Origin of the sequence: Nocardia vinacea NBRC 16497 (genome assembly GCF_000308835.1) — a bacterium.
GTDB lineage: Bacteria > Actinomycetota > Actinomycetes > Mycobacteriales > Mycobacteriaceae > Nocardia > Nocardia vinacea.
This window is the reverse complement of sequence record NZ_BAGN01000234.1, coordinates 39,068-59,445: the sequence shown is the minus strand read 5'-3', so window position 1 is coordinate 59,445 and position 20,378 is coordinate 39,068. Positions and strand designations below refer to the sequence as shown.

Sequence of the window (20,378 nt, the reverse complement as noted above, 5' to 3'; positions counted from 1 at the left end):
GCGGCGTCGCGGATAACGCTGGATTTGGTTGCTGTGTTGCTGGCCGTGTGGGGTTCGGTGGCAGCGATGTGCGACGTGTCGGGCTCGGTGGCAGCGATATGGGTGGTGTCGGGCTGGGTGGCGATGTCGCGGGTGGTGTTGGGTTCGGTTGCGGCGTCTCGGGTGGTGCCGGGTTCGGTGGTAACGATGTACGAGGTGCCGGGCTCGGTGGCAGCGCCGTGGGTGGTGCCGGGTTCGGGGGCAGCGACGTGAATGGCGCCGGGATCGAGGGTGGTGATCAGGGGGAACCGGCGGTGGGACCATTGGCGTGGGGGCGGGGGTGCGTTGAAGGGGCCGTTTGCGGCCCAATTCAACGGGCGGCCTTCGAGGTAGAGCTTGGCGAGGCAGGTCAGGAAGGTTCCGGCCTCGTTGTCGCGGGTGGTCACCGTGTGGGTGGCGTCGGCGAATTCGGGGAACTCACGGATCGCGGGTGTCAGGACCGGATGGGGTGCGATTTCGAGCACCGTCGCGAATCCGTCGTCGGCGGCTTGTTGGAGCGCGGCGGCCAGTTCGACGGTTCTCGAGGCATTTTCGGCCCAGTAGTCGGCATCCATCGCGGCCATGGTGATCGTTTCGCGTCGACGCGCCGTGGAGTACACCGGGACACGTGGCACCTGCGCGGTGAGTCCGCCGAGCGCGTCGGCGAATTCGGGGAGGAGCGCGCCTACCTGTGGGCTGTGTGCGGCGAAGTCGACGGCGATCCGTTGCGCGAATATCTGCCTGCGTTTGGCCCGGCGGACGAGCGCATCGATGTAGCGCGGCGCACCGGAGATCACCACCGAACGCGGTCCATTGATCGCCGCGACCGCTACCGTCGCGTGCAGTGGCTCGACCAGCCGCGCCGCCTCATCCGCTGTCGCCTCCAGCACTGCCATCGCACCGTGCCCGTCGAGGCGCGCCAAAATCCGGCTGCGCTGCACCACGACTCGGGCCGCGTCGGAAAGCGATAATGCACCGCTCACCGCCGCCCCGGCCACCTCGCCGAGACTGTGCCCCACCACCGCATCCGGTTCGATCCCCCACGCGGCGAGCAGTTCGGCGAGCGCCACCTGGAATGCGAAGATCGCCGGTTGCACGAGTTCCGTCGCACTGCTTCCATTGCTCGCCGCACCGCTGAGCGCGAACCCGTTGCGCGGCGTCCATACTCGCCCGCCACCCGCCGCCGCAATCGCATCCGCGGCAGCGGTCACCGCCTGCGCGAATACCGGATAACGAGCCGCCAGAGCCCGCCCCATCTTGGAATACTGCCCACCCTGCCCGGAAAACAGGAACAGCACACCACCCCGCCGCCGCACCGAACCAGCGCCGATCACCCCACCCCCGGACTCCCCACCCGCCAACGCCCGCAACTGATCCACCGCATCGTCCAGATCCCGCGCAACCACTGCGGCCCGGGCATTCTCAGGTATCAACCGCGCCGCAGCAGCCGCGAATTGCCGAAGAATTTCGCGATCGCCACCTTCCGCTCCCAAGTAGCTCGTCACAATCGCGTCGGTCGCCGCGCCCATGCCTTCGCGTGAGCCGCTGCTTGTGCGCTCGCGTGAGCCGCTGCTTGTGCCTTCGCGTGAGCCGCTGCTCGTGCGCTCGCGTGAGCCGCCGCTTGCACTCTCACGTGAGCCGTTGCTTGTGCGCTCGCGCGGACCGCTGCTTGTGCCTTCGCGTGAGCCGCCGCTTGCACTCTCACGTGAATCGCTGCTTGTGCGCTCGCGCGAACTGCCGCTTACGCCCTCGCGCGGACCACCACTTACGCCCTCGCGCGGACCGCCACTAGCGCCCTCGCGCGGACCACCGCTTGTCCCCTCGCGTGAATCGTCGCTTGCGCCGTCGCCGGAACCGCCGCGCGTACCCTCGCGCGATCCGCTCGCGCCGACCCCTTCGAGAAACTCGGCCCACCGCAACGCGTGCGACCGCAGCTCCGCAATGTCGCGACCGGTGACCGGAAGCAGTACGGGCGGTTCAAAACTCCGGTGGCGCGCGGCCTCGAGACCGCGGAGCACCACGTGCGCATTCGTCCCGCCGAATCCGAATGAGCTGACTCCGGCACGTCGTGCACCCACTGGTGTATCGGTCCAGTCAATGGGCTCGGTCGGTACCCGCAGTCCGTGTTCGGTGAGCTTCAGCAGCGGGTTCTCGGTGTGGAAATTGATGGTCGGCGGGATTACACCGTGTCGAATGGACAGCGCCGCCTTGACCATTCCGGTGATTCCGGCGGCCGCCTCCAGATGTCCGATATTGGATTTGAGGGAGCCGATCCATGTTGGTTCGGCATCGCTTCCGACTACCGCCGCGAGCGCACCAACCTCCACCGCATCACCCAATGACGTTCCGGTGCCGTGGCATTCGACGTACCCGACATCATGTGGATCGAGTCCGGCCCGTACCCAGGCAGTACGAATAACCTCCTGCTGGGCCCGGCCGTTCGGTGCGTACAGCCCATTGGACCGCCCGTCCGAACCGACTGCCGTGCCGAGGATTTCCGCGTACACCCGATGCCCGTCGCGCAGCGCATCGGTGCTGCGCCGCAGCACTACCACGGTGCATCCGTCACCGCGGGCATATCCGTCGGCAGCGGCATCGAACGGTTTGCACCGCCCGTCGGGCGCGAGGAAACCTCCCTCGGCCAGGTACTCCGAGGTACGGGGCAGCAGCGTGAGATTCACCCCGCCGACGATCGCGAACGGCACCGCCTCATCGGCCAGCAGGCGCACCGCGAGATCCACCGCGGCCAGCGAGGACGAGCAGGCGCTGTCCACCACCAGACTCGGTCCGTGCAGGTCGAGGACATAGGACAGCCGGTTGGCGATGATGCTGAGCGCCGATCCGGTGACCGCGTACGGCGCATCGTGCCCGTCGCGGCCCAACACCGCGATGCCGTGATCGTAGGCGCACGCACCGAATACCACCGCCGCCCCGGAACCCCTGGTGCGATAGCCGATTCCGGCATCATCGAGCGCTTCGATCGCGACCTCGAGTGCCAGCCGCTGCTGCGGATCCATCAGCGCGGCCTCGCGACCGGAGATCGCGAACCAGTCGTTGTCGAACGCGTCGACATCAGTGAGATATCCGGCGTGGCGCGTGCCCGGTCGACCAGGCGGCGGTGCACCGGTGGCATCCCGGCCATCGCACAGCATCCGCCAGAACTGGGATACATTCGGCGCGCCGGGTACCCGGCAGCCGATGCCCACGATCGATACCGGCAAATTCGGCCGGACGGAGACGGCGTGGCCTTTTCTCTTGGTGGGCAAGGTGCTCATCGCATCGTGAGATGCTCGACAAGCTGCTCGATGTCCGGATGGTCGTAGAGGGTGGTGAGCGAAACCTCGACTCCCATGGCATCTTCCAGATGCGCCGTCAGCCGCGCCAGTTGCAGCGAGCTGAGGCCGAGATCGCTGAACGGCGCATTGGTCGAAACCTTTGCGGCATCGACATTCAGCAGGTCGGCGATGGCGGCGGTGGCAGCGCTCAGTAGCGCGGCACGTCGCGAACCGGTTCTGTTCGAAACACCGTCGGCGACTGTTCGCAGGTCGCTCGAGACAACACCCTGCCCGTCCGGAAGATCAGGCCCCATCCGTCCTCCTCCCGTCGCCGGAGGGCTGGTGCCCCCACGCCGGTACCCCCTGCGATTATGCCGTAGATATCGGCGCGATCAAGGTGTCCCTGAGGCGGGTGGATTGTCCGGAATTGTCCTGCTTACCCGGCTCTTTCGTCGTTTACCGTGATCGCCTACGGTGGCATCGTGCCCGAATCCGGAACCGAGCGGACGCCCACCCTGCCGACCGTGCTGCGTTGCTGTGCCGCACTGGTTGCTACGCCCGGTCGATTGCTGCGCCCGCGTCGCCCCGATACCGCGTTGCTGGCCGGTCTGGAGCCGGTCCCGCTACCGCAGACCAAGGCGACGGTCGGGCTCACCGTCATGATGCAGGCCCGCATGGCCGCGCCGACCACGATCGTCGCGGAGGGCGTGCGCAGCCTGCGCGAACTGCCGATGACCATGTCGGCCTATCTGATCGAACATCCCAAGGCGCGCTTCCTGGTCGATCCGGCCCTGTGCGCGGGTGCGCACGATCGGGTGCTGCCCGAGCTGCCGTTCCCGATTCCACTCCTGGTCGCGCCGGATAAGCCGGTGCTCGGGCTCTCGGACGCGCTGGCCGCCCGCGATATCGCCGTCGACGCGATCGATTTCGTCCTGCCGACCCACCTGCACTGGGATCACATCTCCGGCCTGCTGGAACTGCCCGACTCCGTGACCGTCCGACTACCCGCCGTCGAACGCGCCTGGGCACTCGACGGCCCGCACGCCCCGGTCGGCGTTGCCCGAGGCCCACTGCGCGGGCGCATCTTCGACACCTTCGAACTCGACGGCCCGCCGGTGCTCACCTTCCCGCGCAGCCTGGACCTGTTCGGTGACGGTTCGGTGTTGCTCGTCGACCTCGCCGGACATACCCCGGGCAGCATCGGCGTCCTGCTCGCGGTCGACGACGGCACCCGGGTACTGCTGGCGGGCGACGCGGTGTGGAACAAACTCCAGGTCGAGCTGATCCGCGAGAAGGCACCCATGCCCGGCCAACTCTTCGATGCCGACCGCGACGCCACCTTCGCCACCATCCACCGCCTACACGCCCTACCCGACGGCATCGAAATCGTCGCCGCCCACGATTACGCGGCCGTCGAGGCGCTGGCAGCGCGGAAGCGGTAACCGGCCGCGTCGAGTCGGAATTCAGTCGATGCCCTCGTCGAGCTGCTGCCACGTGGCGTGCATCTCGAACGGCACCAGCGAATCGATCGCACTGGCAGAACGGTCCGATCGGGTGTGATGCCCCGCCGAGACGTACTCTCCGGCAGAGTTGAGCATCAGCATTTCGATCGAAACCGCAGGACCGTCCTCATTGGCCATCCGGACGATCCAGTAGTGCTGGATCCCGAATCGGGCATACTCGGCACGTTTGTCGACCAGGTCGGCGGTGATCGTGGTCGGCGAGACAACCTCGACCACCAGCACGGTGTCCGCTGCTGTCGGCTTCATTCGCCACTTCGGCCGAGGCTCATCGATGCAGCGGTAGACGATGACGTCCGGCCGCTTGTAGTGGAAGGGGACCTCCGAGACCAACATGTCCACATCCCGGTTGACCCGCAAGCACGGCTCGGCCGAACCGCGTTTGGCATGGCCGTCCAGCAGTGCCCGTTCGATATTTCGGGCTATCGCATTGTGATTCGGCGAGGCCGACTCGCAGTGGATGATCATCCCGTCTTTGATCTCGACATTGCGTGCGATGTCCTCGGGCATGGACAGGTAATCGTCTATATCCACCGGCAGGATGTAAGTCTTCGGCAGAGACCAGTCGAACGCTTCCGACACGATGACCGTCCTCGGTTGGTAGTCGCCGTCATCGTATGTCAGCGTGCCGCAACTCTCGGTCGCAGTCACCCCTCGATGGACGGCGACAACCCTGTCCGAGTACAAGACGAGCGCCGAACGTTCGCAGCCCAGAGCTCGTCACGGGTTGCCGCGCTAGGCGACTACCTTTTCTGCGAGCCGCGCGGTGATGAGCTCCTCCGCCTCGGCGACCATCCGGCCGATCAGTTCGGCGCAGGACGGAATGTCGTGGATGAGACCCTGGGCCAGGCCTGCCGACCAGATGCCCGCGTCGAGATCGCCCTCTTCGAAGACGCGTCGTCCGCGCGCACCCGCGACCAGATCGCGGACATCGTCGAAAGTGCCGCCGGCCTTTTCGATTTCGACGACCTTGCGGCTGATCTCGTTATCCGCGACGCGCGCGGTATTGCGCATGGTCCGGAAGATCAGCTGGGTGTCGAGTTCGGAGTTGGCGACGATCTGTTCCTTGACCTTCTGGTCGATCGCCGACTCCTGCGTGCACAGGAAGCGGGTGCCCATGTTCACACCATCGGCACCGAGTGCGAGCGCGGCCACCAGACCGCGGGCATCGGCGATGCCGCCCGAAGCGACCATCGGAATGTCGAGCACCCGTGCGGCGGCCGGGATCAGGATCAGGCCGGGAATATCGTCCTCACCGGGGTGTCCCGCGCATTCGAATCCGTCGATGCTGACGCCGTCGACGCCGATCCGCTGTGCCTTCAAGGCATGCCGCACGCTGGTGCACTTGTGCAGCACCTTGATACCGGCCTCCCGGTAGTACGGCAGGAAGGGTTCCGGATTGCTGCCCGCGGTCTCGACGATCTTGATGCCGCTGTCGATGATCGCCTGCACGTATTCGGCGTACGGCGGCGGATTGATCGAGGGCAGGATCGTGACGTTCACGCCGAACGGCTTATCGGTCAACTCCCTGGTCCGCGCGATCTCCTTGCGCAGGTCGTCGGGGGTGGGCTGGGTCAGCGCGGTGATGAAGCCGAGCCCGCCCGCGTTGGCGACGGCCGCGACGAGACCGGCGCGGCCGACATGCATCATGCCGCCCTGCACGATCGGGTGTTCGACGCCGAATGTTTCGGTGAACCTGGTACGCAGCATTGCGCTACTCCTATGCGTTGCGGGGCGTGCCAGTGGCGCCCTTATTCAGTGATGGTGACATGGGGGCCGTCCGCTGTTCAACTCGTAAGTGAGCGGTGATTCGCATCGCATTCCCCTATGAACATGCGCCCAGATTCGAAGCAATATCCCAGACATTCAATGAACATGCAGCTAGAAGCCCTTTATTGTCCAAGATTGATTTGGTTAAGCGCTTAACAGCAAACTCCGCATCACGCCCTTGCTGCCGCAAGAAGTTAGTTGTTATTCTGCTCTCAGTTCAGCCCGTCGACGCCGTCGGATACACCGGCGCACGGTTGGCGGTTCGAGAGGAGTGGCATGACCACCGGTGCACAGGCGCTCGACGAGCCGATCAGGTCGCGGCGCAACCACTGGAACAACCAGATCGCATCGCACGCGCAAATGCGCCCGGACGCGGTCGCCGTGCGGTTCCGTGGTGTGGACACCACCTGGCGGCAGTTGCACGAGCGTTCGCTGAAGTTCGCCGACGCGCTCGCCCGCCGCGGCATCGGCTTCGGCGACCGGGTGCTGATCCTGGCGCTGAACTATCCCGAATACCTCGAGGCCGTCTTCGGTATCAACGCACTCGGCGCCATCGCGGTCCCGGTGAACTTCCGGCTCACGCCGCCCGAGGTCGCCTATATCGTCAGCGATTCCGGCGCCAAGGCGATCGTCACCGATGCCATGTTGCAGCCGTTGGCCACCGCCGTACAGGGCCAGGCGCCCGAGTTGGCGACCTGCGTCGTGATCGGCGGCCAGACCACCGATTCGGTACTCGGCTATGACGATGTGCTGGCCGAGGGCGGCGAACCGCATACACCGCTGGACATTCCCGAGGACACCCCCGCGCTGATCATGTACACCTCGGGCACCACCGGCAGCCCGAAGGGCGCGGTGCTTTCCCACGCGAATATGAATGCCCAAGCGGTGACCAGTATTCGGGCCACGGATATCGGTCCCGATTCGGTCGGCTTCTGCACCTCACCGCTGTTCCATATCGCCGGACTCGGCAGTCTCGCACCGTATTTCATGCTCGGCGGCAAGATCGTGCTGCATCCGCTCGGCGCCTTCGATCCCACCGAATTCCTCGATGCCGTCGAGCGCGAGCAGGCCACCACCGCCTTCTGTGTGCCCGCGCAGTGGCAGCTGATCTGCGAGGAGCCGACGGTCAAACAGCGCAAACTCGCGCTGAAGGTGCTCAGCTGGGGTGCGGCTCCGGCCTCCGATTCCGTGCTGCGGGCCATGGCCGACTGCTTCCCGGACGCGGTCAATGTCGCGGTCTTCGGCCAGACCGAGATGTCGCCGATCACCTGTGTGCTCGAGGGTAAGGACGCGATCCGCAAGCTCGGTTCCGTCGGCAAGCCCATCCCGACCATCCAGGCCCGCGTCGTAGACGATGAGATGAACGATGTCGCGCCCGGTGAGATCGGCGAAATCGTCTATCGCGGACCGAATCTCATGCAGGGCTACTGGAACAAACCGGAGGCGACCGCCGACGCCTTCGCCGGTGGCTGGTTCCACTCCGGTGACCTGGTCCGCGCCGACGAGGAGGGCTTCCTCTGGGTGGTCGACCGCAAGAAGGACATGATCATTTCCGGCGGTGAGAACATCTACTGCGCCGAGGTGGAGAATGTGCTCTTCGCACATCCGAAGATCCGCGAGGCCGCGGTGGTCGGCCGGGCGCACGAGAAGTGGGGTGAGGTGCCGGTTGCCGTTGTCGCCCTGGCCGATCCGGACGCCGAGCTCACCCTCGACGAGCTGGCGCCGTTCCTCAACGAGAACCTGGCGCGCTACAAGCACCCCAAGGATCTGGTGATCGTGGCCGAGCTGCCGCGCAATGCCAGCGGCAAGGTCGTGAAAGTGCAGCTGCGCAAGGACTATTCGTCCTGAGCTTTTCCGGAATCGAAGACATCGGCGGCGCGATGCGTCACGATCACCGCATGGCGATCCCACGCATCCGCGCCGCCGTGTTGGCGGTGCACTGGCAGGTGAATGTCATTCGGCCCGAGGGGTTCTTCGGGCCGATGCTGGCCGCTCCGGTCGCGGCGAGCGGGGTGGTGCCGCGGGCCGTGCGCTTTCACGACGCGGTGGCACGATCCGGATTGCCGATTGTCTTCGTGCGGTTCGTCATTCCGGTCGGTGAGGGCGGGTTGGTCGGCAATACCGGATTCATGCGCTCGGTGGCCGCGGCGCAGACCGAATTCCGGCCTGAAGCGCCTGGTTCCAGGCTGATTCCGGAGATGGTCGAACAGCCGACCGTGGTGTTCGACAATCAGAAGCTCTCCGCGCTCGCGGGCTGTGCCTTGTCCGAGTGGTTCGACGGGCAGGGCGTCGATACCTTGTTCATCACCGGTGTCGCGACCAATCTGGCGGTCGAGCAAACCGCCAGGAACGGAACGGATCTCGGCTTCACCGTGTATCCGATCGCGGACTGCGTCACCGCGGCCGACCCGCAAGCCCACGCTGCCTCGCTGGCGAATCTCGAACTGACCACGGCAGGCTGCCGTACCGCCGCGCAGGCACTCGAGCTGATCGGCACGTCGGTGTGAAAGGTGTGCCCGCAGGCCGACCCGATCTCCCGGATGATCATCGGCCTGCGCGGCTGATCCGTTCGGTGTGCGACACCCGGCTCGTCAGACCGGGCCCGACCAGAACTTCGAGCCGACGGTAGGTTTCGGCCGCCGGCAGCGGCGGCTCCGCGTCCGCGATCGAGCCGAGCAGGCCGACGACGCCCCAGGACAGAAACGTCATCGTCACCGCGAATTCGTCGTCGTCCATATCCAGGCGACCCGAAAGTTGTTCGGTGAGAATCTCTTCCACCATGCGCCGGGTCGAGCGCAACAGCACTCCGGTCGCCCTGCGACCCAGCAGCGCCCGGTAGACCTCAGGATTCGCCGATGCCAGCCGGAACAGCGCGTACAGCGGTGCGAGCGGTTCCGAATGTTCCGGTGCATCAGGGTCATTCGCGGCCGATTCGACATCGGCGACGGCCGCGCGCAGGTACTCGGTACTGCTTACCAGTAGCAGATCGTCCTTGTCGCGGAAGTGCGCGTAGAAGGTGGAGCGTCCGACATCGGCGCGATTCAGAATGTCCTGCAATGTGATCCGGTCATAGCCGCATTCGATCATCAGCTCGATCAACGCACGGTGCAGCAGGCTCTTGGTGCGCCGCACCCGGCGATCGGTGCTGGTCATCGACATCCTCCGAACGCGAATACGGCGTTTCCGTACAGATAGTGCGAATCCGTTCGAAATGGCACGATATCCGCACTTTTGCTTCTGGTCGATCCGGTTATCCGGTCCGATTATGAACTCATGACCGATAACGCACAACAGTCCACTAACGCACATGCTGACCGGAACACCGAGATCGGCATTCTCATCACCAAACCGCGCGGCTACCTCGTCGTGAAATCGGCCTTCTTGCTCGGCCGGGTCGGCAGCCTGAACACTCGACTCGTCGAGCTGACCGGCGCGGCTGCGGGCGATCACGTCGTCGATATCGGTTGCGGCCCTGGCCAACTCGTCCGGGCATTCGCCGATCGAGTCGGATCGGCCGGTCGAGTGATCGGTATCGACCCGTCCCGGGCGATGATCGACTACGCGACCGGCCGCGCCGCCACCAACTGCCGTTTCGAAGTCGGCGCCGCCCAGTCGCTGACCCTGCCCGACGCGTCGGTCGATGTGGTCACCTCGACCTTCGTCATGCATCACATTCCGGAGGAACAGCGCACAGCGGCCCTGGGACAAATGTTCCGGGTGCTCCGCCCCGGCGGGAGATTGCTGCTCGCCGATACCCACCCGACCGGAAGGGTTCTACCCGCGGCGGTTCGCATCATGTCCCGGTTCGCCGCGCGCCGCACCGACGACCCGCATTCGCCAGGTCACCACAAGGACCCATTGGCGGCCATCGATATTCGCCGCTATCGAGAAGCGTTGCGGGCAGCGGGATTCGGGACGGTGGACTTCACCACGATCCCTCCGACGACCGGCGTGCTGGTGGCTACCAAGGACGCTCGAGTCAGATCATGTCCTTCGATGTCATCCAGCGCATGGTGAACCAGCCGCAGAACACCGGCAGCCAGCAGGTGAGCACGCGGTAGAGCAGTACCGACGGCACGGCGATGGTCGCGGGCAGGCCGAAGGCGGCGAGACCACCGATCAGCGCGGCCTCGACCGCCCCGACGCCACCGGGTGTCGGCGCGGCCGAGGCCAGCGTGCCGCCGATCATGGTGACGATGGTGACGGTGATGAACGACGCGCCACCGCCGAACGCCTCGACGCTGGCCCACAATGCAAGCGCCTGGCCGATCGTGATGGCGCCACAGCCGAGCACGATCACCAGGAAGCGCTTCGGATCCCGGGCCAGCTCGCCGAGCTCGCCGAGCACCTCCTGCAACTGCGGGCGTACCGAATTGTTCAGCCAGCGACGCAGTTTCGGCACGAACATAAAGGTGCCGATGATGCCGACACCCACACCGGCGGCCAGATAGAGCACGCTGGCGTCGGGTACGAAATGCGAAAGATTCGCCGAGGTGCCCGCCGCCACGCTGAACAGGATCAACAGGCTGATGTGGGTGATCACCTGCACGGCCTGCTGCAATGCGACGGCGGCGGTGGCGCGCACCGCGCCGAGACCGCCCTTCTGCAGGAAGCGCACACTCAAGGCCAGTCCGCCGACCCGTGCCGGGGTGGTCGTGGCGGCGAAGGTATTGGCGATCTGCATGATCACCAGATTGCGGAAGCTGACCAGGCGCGTGGCGCAGGCCCAGAGTGCCGCCGCCGCACCGACATACGTCAGCACCGAGACCGCCAGCCCCAGCAGCGCCCACCACCAGTTGGCGGTCCGCAGCTGTGAGAAGAAGGTCGGCACCGCGCTGATGAACGGATAGGCGACATAGACCAACCCGATCAGCAGCACCAGCTGGATGAGCTGATTGCGGCTGAACCGGGTGATCTGCTCGGCCTCGATCTTGTCCTGTCCGGTCTGCTTGCGCACCTCGTCGCGGGCCGCGGCGACCACCTCGCCCCAGTCCGGAATCGACTTCTTGATGCCGGCGGGCATGGCGGACTTGGTGAGTCGGCTCGCCGCGGTCAGTACCGTCTGCTCGCCGAGCGTTTCGATGGCGGTGCGCACCGCGGCTTCCTTGCCGAAGACCGCGGTGGTCGAGACCAGCAACTGCGCGACATCGGACTGTCGCTGCTTATCGGACGCGCCGAATTCCGCATTGATGAATCCGCTGAACAGCGTGGCGCCGTTCTCGATTCGGATCTCGGCGGGCCGCAGATCACCGTGCGAGATCTGGCCGCAGTGCAGTGCGCCGAGCGATTTCCATACGCCGGCAAGGTCGTCATCGGAGGTTTCGTCGAGCGGCTTACCCCGAGGCATGGTGTGCGCGTACAGCATCCAGCCGCGTTCCAGCGCCGCGACGGCGACCTGCTGCACGGCGGCCAGACCCATTTCGCCGACGGCGATGGCCACCAGCGCTCGGTGCTCGACGGCGCGGTGCATGGAGCCGTGCAGTGCCGCGGTTTCGCTGCTGCGGAAGGTGAGCCAGCGCCACAGCTGGCGCAGTGCACCGAAGCTGCGCTGATTCTTGCCGAACAGCTCGATGGTCAACTCGCGCTCCGGACCGTCGATGGCCGCGGCGAGCACCAGCGGACCGCGTCCGGCGGGATGCACCACGGTGAACGCGGTGACGGTATGTCCGCGCCTGGCCAGCACCCGCACCGCCGCATCCAGCGGCACTTCCAGCGCCGGTGTGCCGACCACCAGCACGATCACCGCGCCGACCAACCAGCCGACCGCGAGCCCGAACATGGCCCGCGCGGGCACCACCGTGCTGACCACCAGGTGGATCGGTGCGAAGGCCAGCAACAGGAACCACAGCCAGCGCCGCGGCCGGGTCGGCAGCCACGGACTGGATACGGTCAGCACCGCAGCCAGCATGGCGATCCAGCGCGGATCATCCAGGAACTGCGACAGGAAGGTATCGAGCCGATCAGGTACCTGCAGATGCCATTGCGGCGCGGACAATCCCGTGCCGGTGATCGATAGCAGCAGGCCCGCGACCAATCCCGCGGCCGCGTAGCCCGCGAGCAGCTTCCACTGCCTGCTGATGATCAATTCGATGAGGATCGCGAACGGCAGTGCCAGAATCGCCATGCCGTAGACCAGGTACACCAGATTGGACTGGTCCGGATTGAGGAAGCCGACGATATTCGAGACCGAACGTTCCAGCGCCAGCCACTCCGGCCGGGTGATCAGCGAGGCGGCGACGACCACGCCGACCCATAGTGCCGCGAGGACGACTCGGATGATGTCACTGGTCCGCCGGATCAGCGGTTGTAGCAGGCTCCCCGTGACCGGGATATCCCGCCCATCAACTCGCATCTCGTGGCCCTCCGCTCCTCCGCCTCCCCGGGCCTTTCGCCGGTCGTAGGTGGTTCCTAACGTACCGTCGCGGGCCGGCGGATCCCGGAGTGGCCGAGTTCTGGGCGTCCCGACGAGTTACCCGTGTTCGTACTAGATCAACTGTTGCGTTGGCAGCACGATACACAGCAGTCGGTTCACGCCGACCTACCGGTCAGTAGGCGGTCTTGCCGAATCTGTCCCGGCCGATGAGGATCAGGACGAATCAGCTGACGGAAGGCAGGACATGGCAGCACAGGATCTAACCGGGAAGACGGTGGTGGTGACCGGCGCCAGCTCCGGCATCGGCGCCGAGGCGGCGGCGAAGCTGGTGGCGCGCGGCGCGAGCGTCGCGGTGGTCGGGCGCTCGCCGGAGCGCACCGCCGAGGTGGCGGCGCGGGTCGGCGCGGAGCCGTTCATCGCCGATTTCGCCCGCTTCGACGAGGTGCGCAAACTCGCCGATCAGCTCCTCGATCGCTATCCGCGCATCGATGTGCTCGCCAATAACGCCGGTGGCGCGTGGGCGAAACGCACCGTCACCGATGACGGCAATGAGCTGACCTTCCAGGTCAATCACCTGTCGCCGTTCCTGCTGACCGCCCTGCTGCTGGATCGGCTGGTGCAGTCGCAGGCCAGGGTGGTCAATACCGCGAGCATGACCTACCGGATGGCGAAGCTGGACATCGACACCGTCAACGCTTCGACCGGCTCGTTCAACCAACTGGGCGTCTACGGCACCTCCAAGCTCGCCAACATCATCTTCACCAGGGAACTGGCCCGCCGCACCGAGGGCACCGGGCTGGTCACCGCCGCATTCCATCCGGGCGCGGTCGCCACTCACGTCTACGACAATGCTCCACTCGGGCTCGGCGCGTTCATCCGCTCGCCGCTGTCGCGGCCCTTCTTCATCAGGGCAGATAAAGGCGCGGATCCGTTGGTGCACTTGGCGACAACGCCCGACGAGATCAACGGCAAGTACTTCCACCGGTTCAAGGTGGAGGAGCCGCGGAACAGGCAGGCGGTGGATGCCGAACTCGCACAACGGCTCTGGACGATGTCCGAAGAGATCACCGGAACGGCATAGGTCAGTGGGCGTCCGCGCCCAGTGCGTGACGCCCACCCTCGGCCGCCACTCCGACGGTGAACACTTCGCCGCTCATCGCGCCTCGATCGAGTTCGACAATGGCCCGCACCACCTGTTCGGTGGACACCGTCGCGGGAAAATCGTCGGGCGCGATGGCATTGGCCCGCACCCCGAACTCCTCGAATTCGGCCGCGATATGCCGGGTCAGGTGGTTGAGCGCCGCCTTGGATGCCGCGTAGAGCGCCTGTCCGCCGGGGTACACCCGCGAGCCGGCAATGCTGGAGACATTCACGATATTGCGATTGCGGGCCCGATTCTCGTCCCCGGCGTGCACCCAGCTCCGCTGCGCCAGGCGCGCCGACAATCGCAGCGGCACACCGACATTGACCGCGAAGTGCGGATCGAATTCGTCGAGCGCGGCATCGCCGTCGACGATGCCACGCGGCTGGAATCGGCTGTGCGCGGCATTGTTGACCAGCAGATCGATCTGTCCGAACCGGGCAAGTGCGATATCGACGACGCGTTCGACTTCACCCGCTTCGGTCAGGTCGGCCTTGATCACGAAGATCCGCGAATCGTTCTCCGGCACCGGCATTTCCGGTTCGAAGGGATCGACGAACCATTCGAGCTGTGACGGTGCGGCCGGGGTGCGATTGCGGCAGACCGCGATGATGTCGTAGCCGGTGTACAGACCCCGGCAGAAGGTGTCACCGAGGACACCTCCGGCACCGGTGAGCAGACATACCCGGCGTTCAGTGCCACTGCGCAATGCTGTCTCCTCCCCAGCGTCGCACCACATCTTCCTTCGGCCGGTGCAGCCACATCACCACGCAATTGCGCGCGGCGGCGTTGTTGCCGACGAACGTGTGCCATGAGCGCGGTGTGCACTCGAACAGCAGCAGCGAATTGTCCAGCGGCGGAATCATCAGTGCGGGAACCGGATTCGCGCCGATATGCGCATACAGGGCGGTCTCGCCGCCGTCGCCCGGCTGCCAGTCCGGATTGCCGAAATAGAACAGCACCGCGACGGCGCGCACCGTCTCCCGCGCGAAGACCTCGGGCGTCCGCGGGCCGGACTTCAGATCCACTTCCGGATCCACGGTCCTGACCTCGCCCGGTCCGGGCACCGAACCCTTGAACCAGGCCGGATTCAGATCATTGTGCGGTGACCCCGACGGACTACCCGGCGGATGATGATGCACGGACCCCTCGACATCACCGGTCGTTGCCACCCCCGCGACCCGGGCGATCAGGTCATGCCATTCCCGCGAGAGGAACAACGCCAACGGACCGTCCCGCAGCCCCGCCAGCGAGGCCCCGACCGCACCGTAATCCGCCGCCACCGCTCCGAAGGCCTCCGGCCGGTCCCGGCGCACCCGCGTCAGCTCATCGGCCAGGCGCCCGTAGAACTCTGGCACGAACACATCCCTGGCATAGATATGCGGAAACGGTTCGACCCGGCGAATCCAGCGCCGATGCGCGAATAAATCCGTGAACCACGGCGGTGCCGCGGATTCGGCTACCCCTGTCAACTTCAATCCCTCCCGAATGACCACAGCGATCCTAACGGCACGATCGGAATTCGTGCCCCGGCGGTAGCCGGGCGCTGATCCACGGCGAGCGGTGCGAAGATCGCCGGGTGTGGAACGACCTACGTGTGTGCTTCATCGGTGATTCCTTTGTCGCGGGTGTCGGCGACCCGCAGTGCCTCGGCTGGGTCGGCCGCCTGGCCGCCCACTCCTACGCGAACGGTCAGCCGCTCACCGCGTACAACCTGGGTGTGCGGATGCAGACCTCGACCGAGATCCTCGGCCGCTGGCAGACCGAATGCGCGCCACGATTTCCGGACGGCTCCGATGCTCGTTTGGTCGTCTCGTTCGGCGTCAACGACACCACGTTCATCGACGGACGCCCCCGAGTCGCACCCGAGCAATCGGCGGCCAATCTGTCCGAACTGCTCACACAGGCCGCCGAACTTCCGGTCCTGGTCGTCGCGTCGCCGCCCATCGATGACGCAGAGCAGAATGCCAGGACCGCCGCGCTGGACGAACATTTCGCCGAAATCTGCGCTGCCGCAGCGGTCCCCTATGTGCGTGTCCATCAATCGCTGCGCGACAACGCGGTATGGATGCGCGAGGTGCGCGCGGGTGACGGCGCACATCCCGGCGCGGCCGGTTACGACGAATTGGCCGCGCTCATCCAACCGTATTGGCGAGAGTGGTTGGCGCGGCCCGCGAGCCACGGCCAAACTGTCTGAGACGTGATGTCTCGGGTAGTTCCATCTGCGATGTCCGAGCAGGTCAGCACGGTTGTACTCAGCCGACAGACATCCGGCGCGCATCCGCTTCGGCACGCTTGTGCCGGGCCGCCGCCAGATCGACCGGCACCGCGCCCTCCTCGACGGGCCGAGTCACCAACTCGTGCAGCGTCGGATGCCAGCGCCCGACCTCGTCGCGGAACGAACCCTCGGTCTCCAACTGACCGATCGCACCGATCAGCGTCAGCATCGATCGCGCGAACGGTGTGAAGCGTGCGGGCATGGTGCCCTGACGCAGGGCATTCGACAGCCGCGGATTCGTCACTCGCAGTACCTGTTTGCGCAGCCAGCGCATGGTGAACCGGTAATTCGCGTGCCGGAAGGGTTCGACGCACGGCGCGACCACATGGAACAGATCCTCGGCATCGAGTACCCGGCCCGGTTCGCAGAAGCCGTGCCTGCGTGCCGCCGCCTCCAATTCCGCGGGGCCGCCGTTGAACAGCGCATCGCAGTAGTCGAAGGCGAATTCCTCGAAACCCTCGGTCGGCCACGGTGTGCAGGCCCCGAAGTCGACAACACCGAGTCGCCCATCCGGCAGCACCCGGAAATTGCCCGGATGCGGATCGCCGTAGAGCAGACCGCTGCGGATCCAACTGGAGGCCATGAAGCGAACCAGCTGCATGCCGACCCGATCCCGTTCGGCACGCGAACCGGCGGCGATGACGCGCGGCAGCGGCGTACCGTCCAACCATTCGGTGACGAGCACATCGCCGCGCTGTTCGATCACCCGCGGAATGTAGAAATCCGGATCGTCGGCATAGGCCGCCGCGAAGATCCGCTGAGATTCCGCCTCGGCCGCATAGTCGAGTTCGTCGAGCACACAGGCGCAGATCGCCTCGGTCACGCCTTTGACGTCCGCACCGGGCACGAAAACCGTTGCCAGCATGGAGATCCGGCGCAGCTGATCCAGCTCGTTCGCGACCGCCTGCCTACCGCCGGGGTACATCACCTTCACCGCGACGGGCGTACCGTCGCGCCATACCGCGCGATGTACCTGGCCGAGCGAGGCCGCGGCGGCGCGCCGATCGTCGAATTCCCGGAAATACCAACGCCAGTTCTCCCCCATGCTGACGGCCATCGCCGCGTGCACCGAGCGCGGGAGCATCGCGGGCGCGGAATCCTGTAGCCGACTCAGCGCGATCTTGTACGGCTCGGCGAGATCCGGCGGAAGTGCGAGTTCGTAAATGGCAAGCAGCTGACCGAGTTTGGCGGCACAGCCCTTCAGCTCGCCGAGTACCTCGAAGATGTGCTGTGCGGTGCGCATCTGGATTTCGCGATTGACCTCACCGGCCGGTCGGCCCAGCGCGCGCTTACCCACGCCCGCGGCCTGACGGCCCGCGAAGGCGACCGGCAGCGCCGCTAATTTCGCATTGCGAACCGCCGTGCGAACTGGAGGTTTACCGTTCGACCTCATCGCGAAAAGGCGTACACGTCTAGTTGCCGGACTCTCGGCTGATCGACCCTCGCCACGCGGAATTGTCATGACTCACCTCACACTGCACGCGGACCAGTGTTACACAGGTGCAGTCTCGCACAGGAGGGCATAGACTGTCTGGGACGTATTCGGAACCGAGTCGAAAGGTGGCATCTCGATGGGATCCCAAACGGTAGTCGCCGACGTTGCCGATGAGCTGGCACGCCGGGTTGCCGCGGGGGAATATCAGCCGGGGGATTTGATGCCGTCGGTCCGTCAGGTCGCGGAGGAGTTCGAAATGAACCGCGCGACCGCGCAGTTGACGCTCGGTCGGCTGGAATCGTACGGATTCGTCGAGGCGCGGCGCGGCAAGGGGTTCACGATCCGCGATGTCCGTGAGGCGGGCGGCATCGATGTGTATCGGCACCTGTTCCGGTTCTCGGTTCCGATGCCGGATGTGGCCATCGAGATGTTCCACGACATCGTCGAGGTGGAGCGCGGCATCGTCATGGAGGCGCTGCTCGCCTACACCAGCAGCGAGCAGGAGATCGACCCGGCCGAACTCAAGGCCGAAATCGATGAACTGGAATCGCTTGCCCGACAGGATGTTCCCGACTTCCAGCAGATCCTCGCCATCGAGATCGGCCTGGTCCGCCGACTGCTCACCGCACTCGGGCTGAGCATGCAGCGCGCGATCATGAACTCCATCGGCGAGATGGTGCTCGAGGTCCCCGAGGCCGTCGAGGCCTTCTTCGCGGGCGCGGCGGATCTGCATGTTCTGGTATGGCGTGCGCTGGTCGCGGTGTGGGATTCCGGTTCCGGCCCGTCCGATGCGCAGCTCGCGCTGTTCGAGGATCTGTTCGGGCTGTATCACGACAAGGTGATCGCCCGGTTCGAGGAATTGCTCGATGTCGGGGCCGATGGCCATGAGGATGCGGAGCACGCGGCGACCGCCTGATCGCCCGCGGTTCCTCGGAATCCACTGTCTGAGTCATTCATGCGCCGGTGTCGCTCAATGTCGTTTGAAGAGTGGAGTTTGCGGCCGTCGACCAAGATCGCGTGGATCGAGTCGCCGACTGAGACGGCTGGTCTACGGAACTGCTCAGCGGGCGCGCTGCACCGAATCCGACGATATGCGGGTGGCCGTGACAAGCATCGCTCGAGCGCCGCGGGATGCACTGCGGCGGAAGGCGTTCGATACTCCCAGAGCTGGCTATGCTCGGCAGAGTCTGCGGTGGCATCGTCGAGGTCTGCGCCCAGCTCGATACGGAAGTCCGTTCGTTTTGAATCGGCGATGGCCGCCGGGCTTCGCGCGCGATGACGAAGCGGTCCACGCCGCTGATCAACCAGGAGTTCTCTGTGCCCTCGGTACCAATCCTGCCGCGCCGCTGGACAATCGCGGATATCGCGGATCAATCCGGCAAGACAGCCGTGGTGACCGGCGCCAATAGCGGTCTGGGCCTGCGCACCGCGGAGGCGCTGGCGAGCAAGGGCGCGCACGTGCTGCTGGCCTGCCGCAATCCGCAGAAGGCGGCCGCGGCACTGGATGCGGTCACCGCGGTGGCCAACGGGCCGAAACCCGAAGTGCTGCAGCTGGATCTGGCCGATCTCGCCTCGGTCCGGCGGGCCGCCGAGCAGATCGACGACACTGTCGGCCGGATCGATCTGCTGATCAATAATGCGGGTGTGATGGCGGTGCCGCGCTCGCGCACCGCCGACGGATTCGATACCCAATTCGGAACTAATCACCTCGGGCACTTCGCATTCACCGGCGCCATACTGCCCGCACTCCTGCGCGCCGAACAGCCGCGAGTGGTGACCGTATCGTCGGTGGCCGCGTGGGTCGGCGTGATCAACTGGTTCGACCCGAATTGGCAGCGGGTCTATCTGCGCTGGCTCGCCTACAGCCAGTCCAAACTGGCGAATCTGCTGTTCACCGCCGAACTCGAGCGTCGGGCCCGCGCGGCAGGGTCGCAGCTGCGCGCGGTGGCCGCGCATCCCGGAGTCTCCGCGACACATCTTTACGACCGCGACGGTGAGAAGGGTCTGGGCGGTGTTCTGGCGGCAATCCCGCAGGCGATCCTGTTCGCGCTGGCCCAGTCCGATCACATGGGCGCGTTGCCGCAGCTGTATGCCGCCACCGTGCCGGATGTGCCCGGAAACTCTTATGTGGGACCGGGTTTCGAGGTCGCCGGATATCCACGGCGGGCGCTGCGCAATCCGCTTGCCTACCGCCGCGCGACCGCGCGCAAACTGTGGCAGCTCAGCGAGCGGCTGACCGGTGTGCGCTACGACTTCTCGGTGGACGATTCCTAGGCGGGGACACCGATATCAATGCGGTGCCGCGGCGAAGGCGGCGAGCACGAGCGAGCTGACGATCGTGACGGCAAGTACGGCCAGCACCACCAGATTTCGCCGTTGCGGCAGATCGGCATGTACCAGATTCGGACACTCCGGCTCATTATGTCCGCGACTTCCGCACCGAGGGTTGGTGCAGGGATACATGCCGACCTCCCAAAACTGACGCGAGCGCTCGCACCATAACGGTGCGAATCATCTGTATACCGCGTGTGCCGCTGGACGGCTACCCAGCCACGAGAGGCCGACGAC

At 65.8% G+C, this 20,378-nt stretch carries 18 protein-coding genes; 8 read left to right on the top strand and 10 right to left on the bottom strand.

Features of this window, described 5'->3' with window-relative positions; translation table 11 throughout:
- Together ON44_RS47190 and ON44_RS32870 are read right to left on the bottom strand one after the other, a co-directional pair.
- On the bottom strand, nucleotides 1-3,293 hold a 3,293-nt coding region (locus ON44_RS47190), incomplete at its 3' end, for a type I polyketide synthase (RefSeq protein ID WP_157187376.1).
- Nucleotides 3,290-3,607 carry an acyl carrier protein gene (locus ON44_RS32870; RefSeq protein ID WP_083898270.1) on the bottom strand — a complete coding sequence of 106 codons (318 nt, stop codon included), beginning with the start codon at nucleotides 3,605-3,607 and terminating at the stop codon, nucleotides 3,290-3,292. The genes ON44_RS32870 and ON44_RS47190, both read right to left, overlap by 4 nt.
- Before the next feature lie 168 nt (nucleotides 3,608-3,775).
- Between ON44_RS32870 and ON44_RS32865 the strand changes: the two genes are divergently transcribed.
- Nucleotides 3,776-4,735 (top strand): MBL fold metallo-hydrolase, encoded by a 960-nt coding sequence (locus ON44_RS32865; RefSeq protein WP_245567432.1) that lies wholly within the window; start codon nucleotides 3,776-3,778, stop codon nucleotides 4,733-4,735.
- Between the two features lie 21 nt (nucleotides 4,736-4,756).
- Here the strand turns inward: ON44_RS32865 and ON44_RS47185 are convergent, their stop codons facing one another.
- Together ON44_RS47185 and ON44_RS32855 are read right to left on the bottom strand one after the other, a co-directional pair.
- Nucleotides 4,757-5,395 carry a Uma2 family endonuclease gene (locus ON44_RS47185; protein ID WP_157187375.1) on the bottom strand — a complete coding sequence of 213 codons (639 nt, stop codon included), beginning with the start codon at nucleotides 5,393-5,395 and terminating at the stop codon, nucleotides 4,757-4,759.
- 153 nt (nucleotides 5,396-5,548) lie between these two features.
- A complete protein-coding gene (locus ON44_RS32855; RefSeq protein WP_040697548.1) occupies nucleotides 5,549-6,523 on the bottom strand; it encodes an NAD(P)H-dependent flavin oxidoreductase in 975 nt (324 codons plus the stop codon).
- 336 nt (nucleotides 6,524-6,859) lie between these two features.
- On the opposite strand from ON44_RS32855, the gene fadD5 reads away from it, so the two are divergent.
- Both fadD5 and ON44_RS32845 read left to right on the top strand, forming a co-directional pair.
- Nucleotides 6,860-8,431 (top strand): fatty-acid--CoA ligase FadD5, encoded by a 1,572-nt coding sequence (gene fadD5 / locus ON44_RS32850; protein ID WP_040697545.1) that lies wholly within the window; start codon nucleotides 6,860-6,862, stop codon nucleotides 8,429-8,431.
- 50 nt (nucleotides 8,432-8,481) lie between these two features.
- A complete protein-coding gene (locus tag ON44_RS32845) occupies nucleotides 8,482-9,090 on the top strand; it encodes a cysteine hydrolase family protein (protein WP_040697590.1) in 609 nt (202 codons plus the stop codon).
- A gap of 37 nt (nucleotides 9,091-9,127) precedes the next feature.
- On the opposite strand, the gene ON44_RS47180 is transcribed toward ON44_RS32845, so the two are convergent.
- Nucleotides 9,128-9,736 (bottom strand): TetR/AcrR family transcriptional regulator, encoded by a 609-nt coding sequence (locus tag ON44_RS47180; RefSeq protein ID WP_051182701.1) that lies wholly within the window; start codon nucleotides 9,734-9,736, stop codon nucleotides 9,128-9,130.
- A 120-nt stretch (nucleotides 9,737-9,856) separates the two neighbouring features.
- Between ON44_RS47180 and ON44_RS47175 the strand changes: the two genes are divergently transcribed.
- The gene (locus ON44_RS47175; RefSeq protein WP_063721661.1) at nucleotides 9,857-10,600 is read left to right on the top strand and encodes a methyltransferase domain-containing protein; all 744 of its coding nucleotides are present in this window, start codon (nucleotides 9,857-9,859) and stop codon (nucleotides 10,598-10,600) included.
- Here ON44_RS47175 and ON44_RS32830 read toward each other — a convergent pair.
- Entirely contained in the window at nucleotides 10,563-12,935 is a 2,373-nt protein-coding gene (locus tag ON44_RS32830; protein ID WP_040697543.1) for a lysylphosphatidylglycerol synthase transmembrane domain-containing protein, read from the bottom strand. The two genes, ON44_RS47175 and ON44_RS32830, sit on opposite strands and share 38 nt — an antisense overlap.
- Nucleotides 12,936-13,200: 265 nt before the next feature.
- Between ON44_RS32830 and ON44_RS32825 the strand changes: the two genes are divergently transcribed.
- A complete protein-coding gene (locus ON44_RS32825; RefSeq protein ID WP_040697539.1) occupies nucleotides 13,201-14,037 on the top strand; it encodes an SDR family NAD(P)-dependent oxidoreductase in 837 nt (278 codons plus the stop codon).
- Nucleotide 14,038: 1 nt separating this feature from the next.
- Here ON44_RS32825 and ON44_RS32820 read toward each other — a convergent pair whose 3' ends face one another.
- Nucleotides 14,039-14,806: an SDR family NAD(P)-dependent oxidoreductase gene (locus ON44_RS32820; RefSeq protein ID WP_245567431.1), complete on the bottom strand. Its 768-nt coding sequence runs from the start codon at nucleotides 14,804-14,806 to the stop codon at nucleotides 14,039-14,041.
- Nucleotides 14,790-15,569 (bottom strand): 2OG-Fe(II) oxygenase, encoded by a 780-nt coding sequence (locus tag ON44_RS32815; protein WP_051182700.1) that lies wholly within the window; start codon nucleotides 15,567-15,569, stop codon nucleotides 14,790-14,792. Before ON44_RS32815 ends, ON44_RS32820 begins: the two co-directional genes overlap by 17 nt.
- Before the next feature lie 107 nt (nucleotides 15,570-15,676).
- Between ON44_RS32815 and ON44_RS32810 the strand changes: the two genes are divergently transcribed.
- A complete protein-coding gene (locus tag ON44_RS32810; protein ID WP_040697536.1) occupies nucleotides 15,677-16,294 on the top strand; it encodes a GDSL-type esterase/lipase family protein in 618 nt (205 codons plus the stop codon).
- 58 nt (nucleotides 16,295-16,352) lie between these two features.
- Here ON44_RS32810 and ON44_RS32805 read toward each other — a convergent pair whose 3' ends face one another.
- Nucleotides 16,353-17,768, bottom strand: coding sequence for an ABC1 kinase family protein (locus ON44_RS32805; protein WP_083898269.1), 1,416 nt, complete (start codon nucleotides 17,766-17,768; stop codon nucleotides 16,353-16,355).
- A 178-nt stretch (nucleotides 17,769-17,946) separates the two neighbouring features.
- Between ON44_RS32805 and ON44_RS32800 the strand changes: the two genes are divergently transcribed.
- Both ON44_RS32800 and ON44_RS32795 read left to right on the top strand, forming a co-directional pair.
- A complete protein-coding gene (locus ON44_RS32800) occupies nucleotides 17,947-18,726 on the top strand; it encodes a GntR family transcriptional regulator (protein ID WP_040697534.1) in 780 nt (259 codons plus the stop codon).
- 401 nt (nucleotides 18,727-19,127) lie between these two features.
- On the top strand, nucleotides 19,128-20,084 hold the full coding sequence (locus ON44_RS32795) for an oxidoreductase (RefSeq protein ID WP_245567430.1): 957 nt from the start codon (nucleotides 19,128-19,130) through the stop codon (nucleotides 20,082-20,084).
- Between the two features lie 15 nt (nucleotides 20,085-20,099).
- On the opposite strand, the gene ON44_RS50665 is transcribed toward ON44_RS32795, so the two are convergent.
- Nucleotides 20,100-20,273, bottom strand: a complete 174-nt coding sequence (locus ON44_RS50665; RefSeq protein ID WP_157187374.1) for a hypothetical protein — start codon at nucleotides 20,271-20,273, stop codon at nucleotides 20,100-20,102.
- Nucleotides 20,274-20,378 lie beyond the last annotated feature (105 nt).

Excerpts from the sequence above, each read along its gene's own strand:
- ON44_RS32870 (WP_083898270.1), bottom strand. The coding sequence starts at position 3,607 with ATGGGGCCTGATCTTCCGGACGGGCAGGGTGTTGTCTCGAGCGACCTG.
- ON44_RS32855 (WP_040697548.1), bottom strand. The coding sequence starts at position 6,523 with ATGCTGCGTACCAGGTTCACCGAAACATTCGGCGTCGAACACCCGATC.
- fadD5 (WP_040697545.1), top strand. The coding sequence starts at position 6,860 with ATGACCACCGGTGCACAGGCGCTCGACGAGCCGATCAGGTCGCGGCGC.
- ON44_RS32845 (WP_040697590.1), top strand. The coding sequence starts at position 8,482 with ATGGCGATCCCACGCATCCGCGCCGCCGTGTTGGCGGTGCACTGGCAG.
- ON44_RS47180 (WP_051182701.1), bottom strand. The coding sequence starts at position 9,736 with ATGACCAGCACCGATCGCCGGGTGCGGCGCACCAAGAGCCTGCTGCAC.
- ON44_RS47175 (WP_063721661.1), top strand. The coding sequence starts at position 9,857 with ATGACCGATAACGCACAACAGTCCACTAACGCACATGCTGACCGGAAC.
- ON44_RS32830 (WP_040697543.1), bottom strand. The coding sequence starts at position 12,935 with ATGCGAGTTGATGGGCGGGATATCCCGGTCACGGGGAGCCTGCTACAA.
- ON44_RS32825 (WP_040697539.1), top strand. The coding sequence starts at position 13,201 with ATGGCAGCACAGGATCTAACCGGGAAGACGGTGGTGGTGACCGGCGCC.
- ON44_RS32805 (WP_083898269.1), bottom strand. The coding sequence starts at position 17,768 with ATGAGGTCGAACGGTAAACCTCCAGTTCGCACGGCGGTTCGCAATGCG.
- ON44_RS32800 (WP_040697534.1), top strand. The coding sequence starts at position 17,947 with ATGGGATCCCAAACGGTAGTCGCCGACGTTGCCGATGAGCTGGCACGC.
- ON44_RS50665 (WP_157187374.1), bottom strand. The coding sequence starts at position 20,273 with ATGTATCCCTGCACCAACCCTCGGTGCGGAAGTCGCGGACATAATGAG.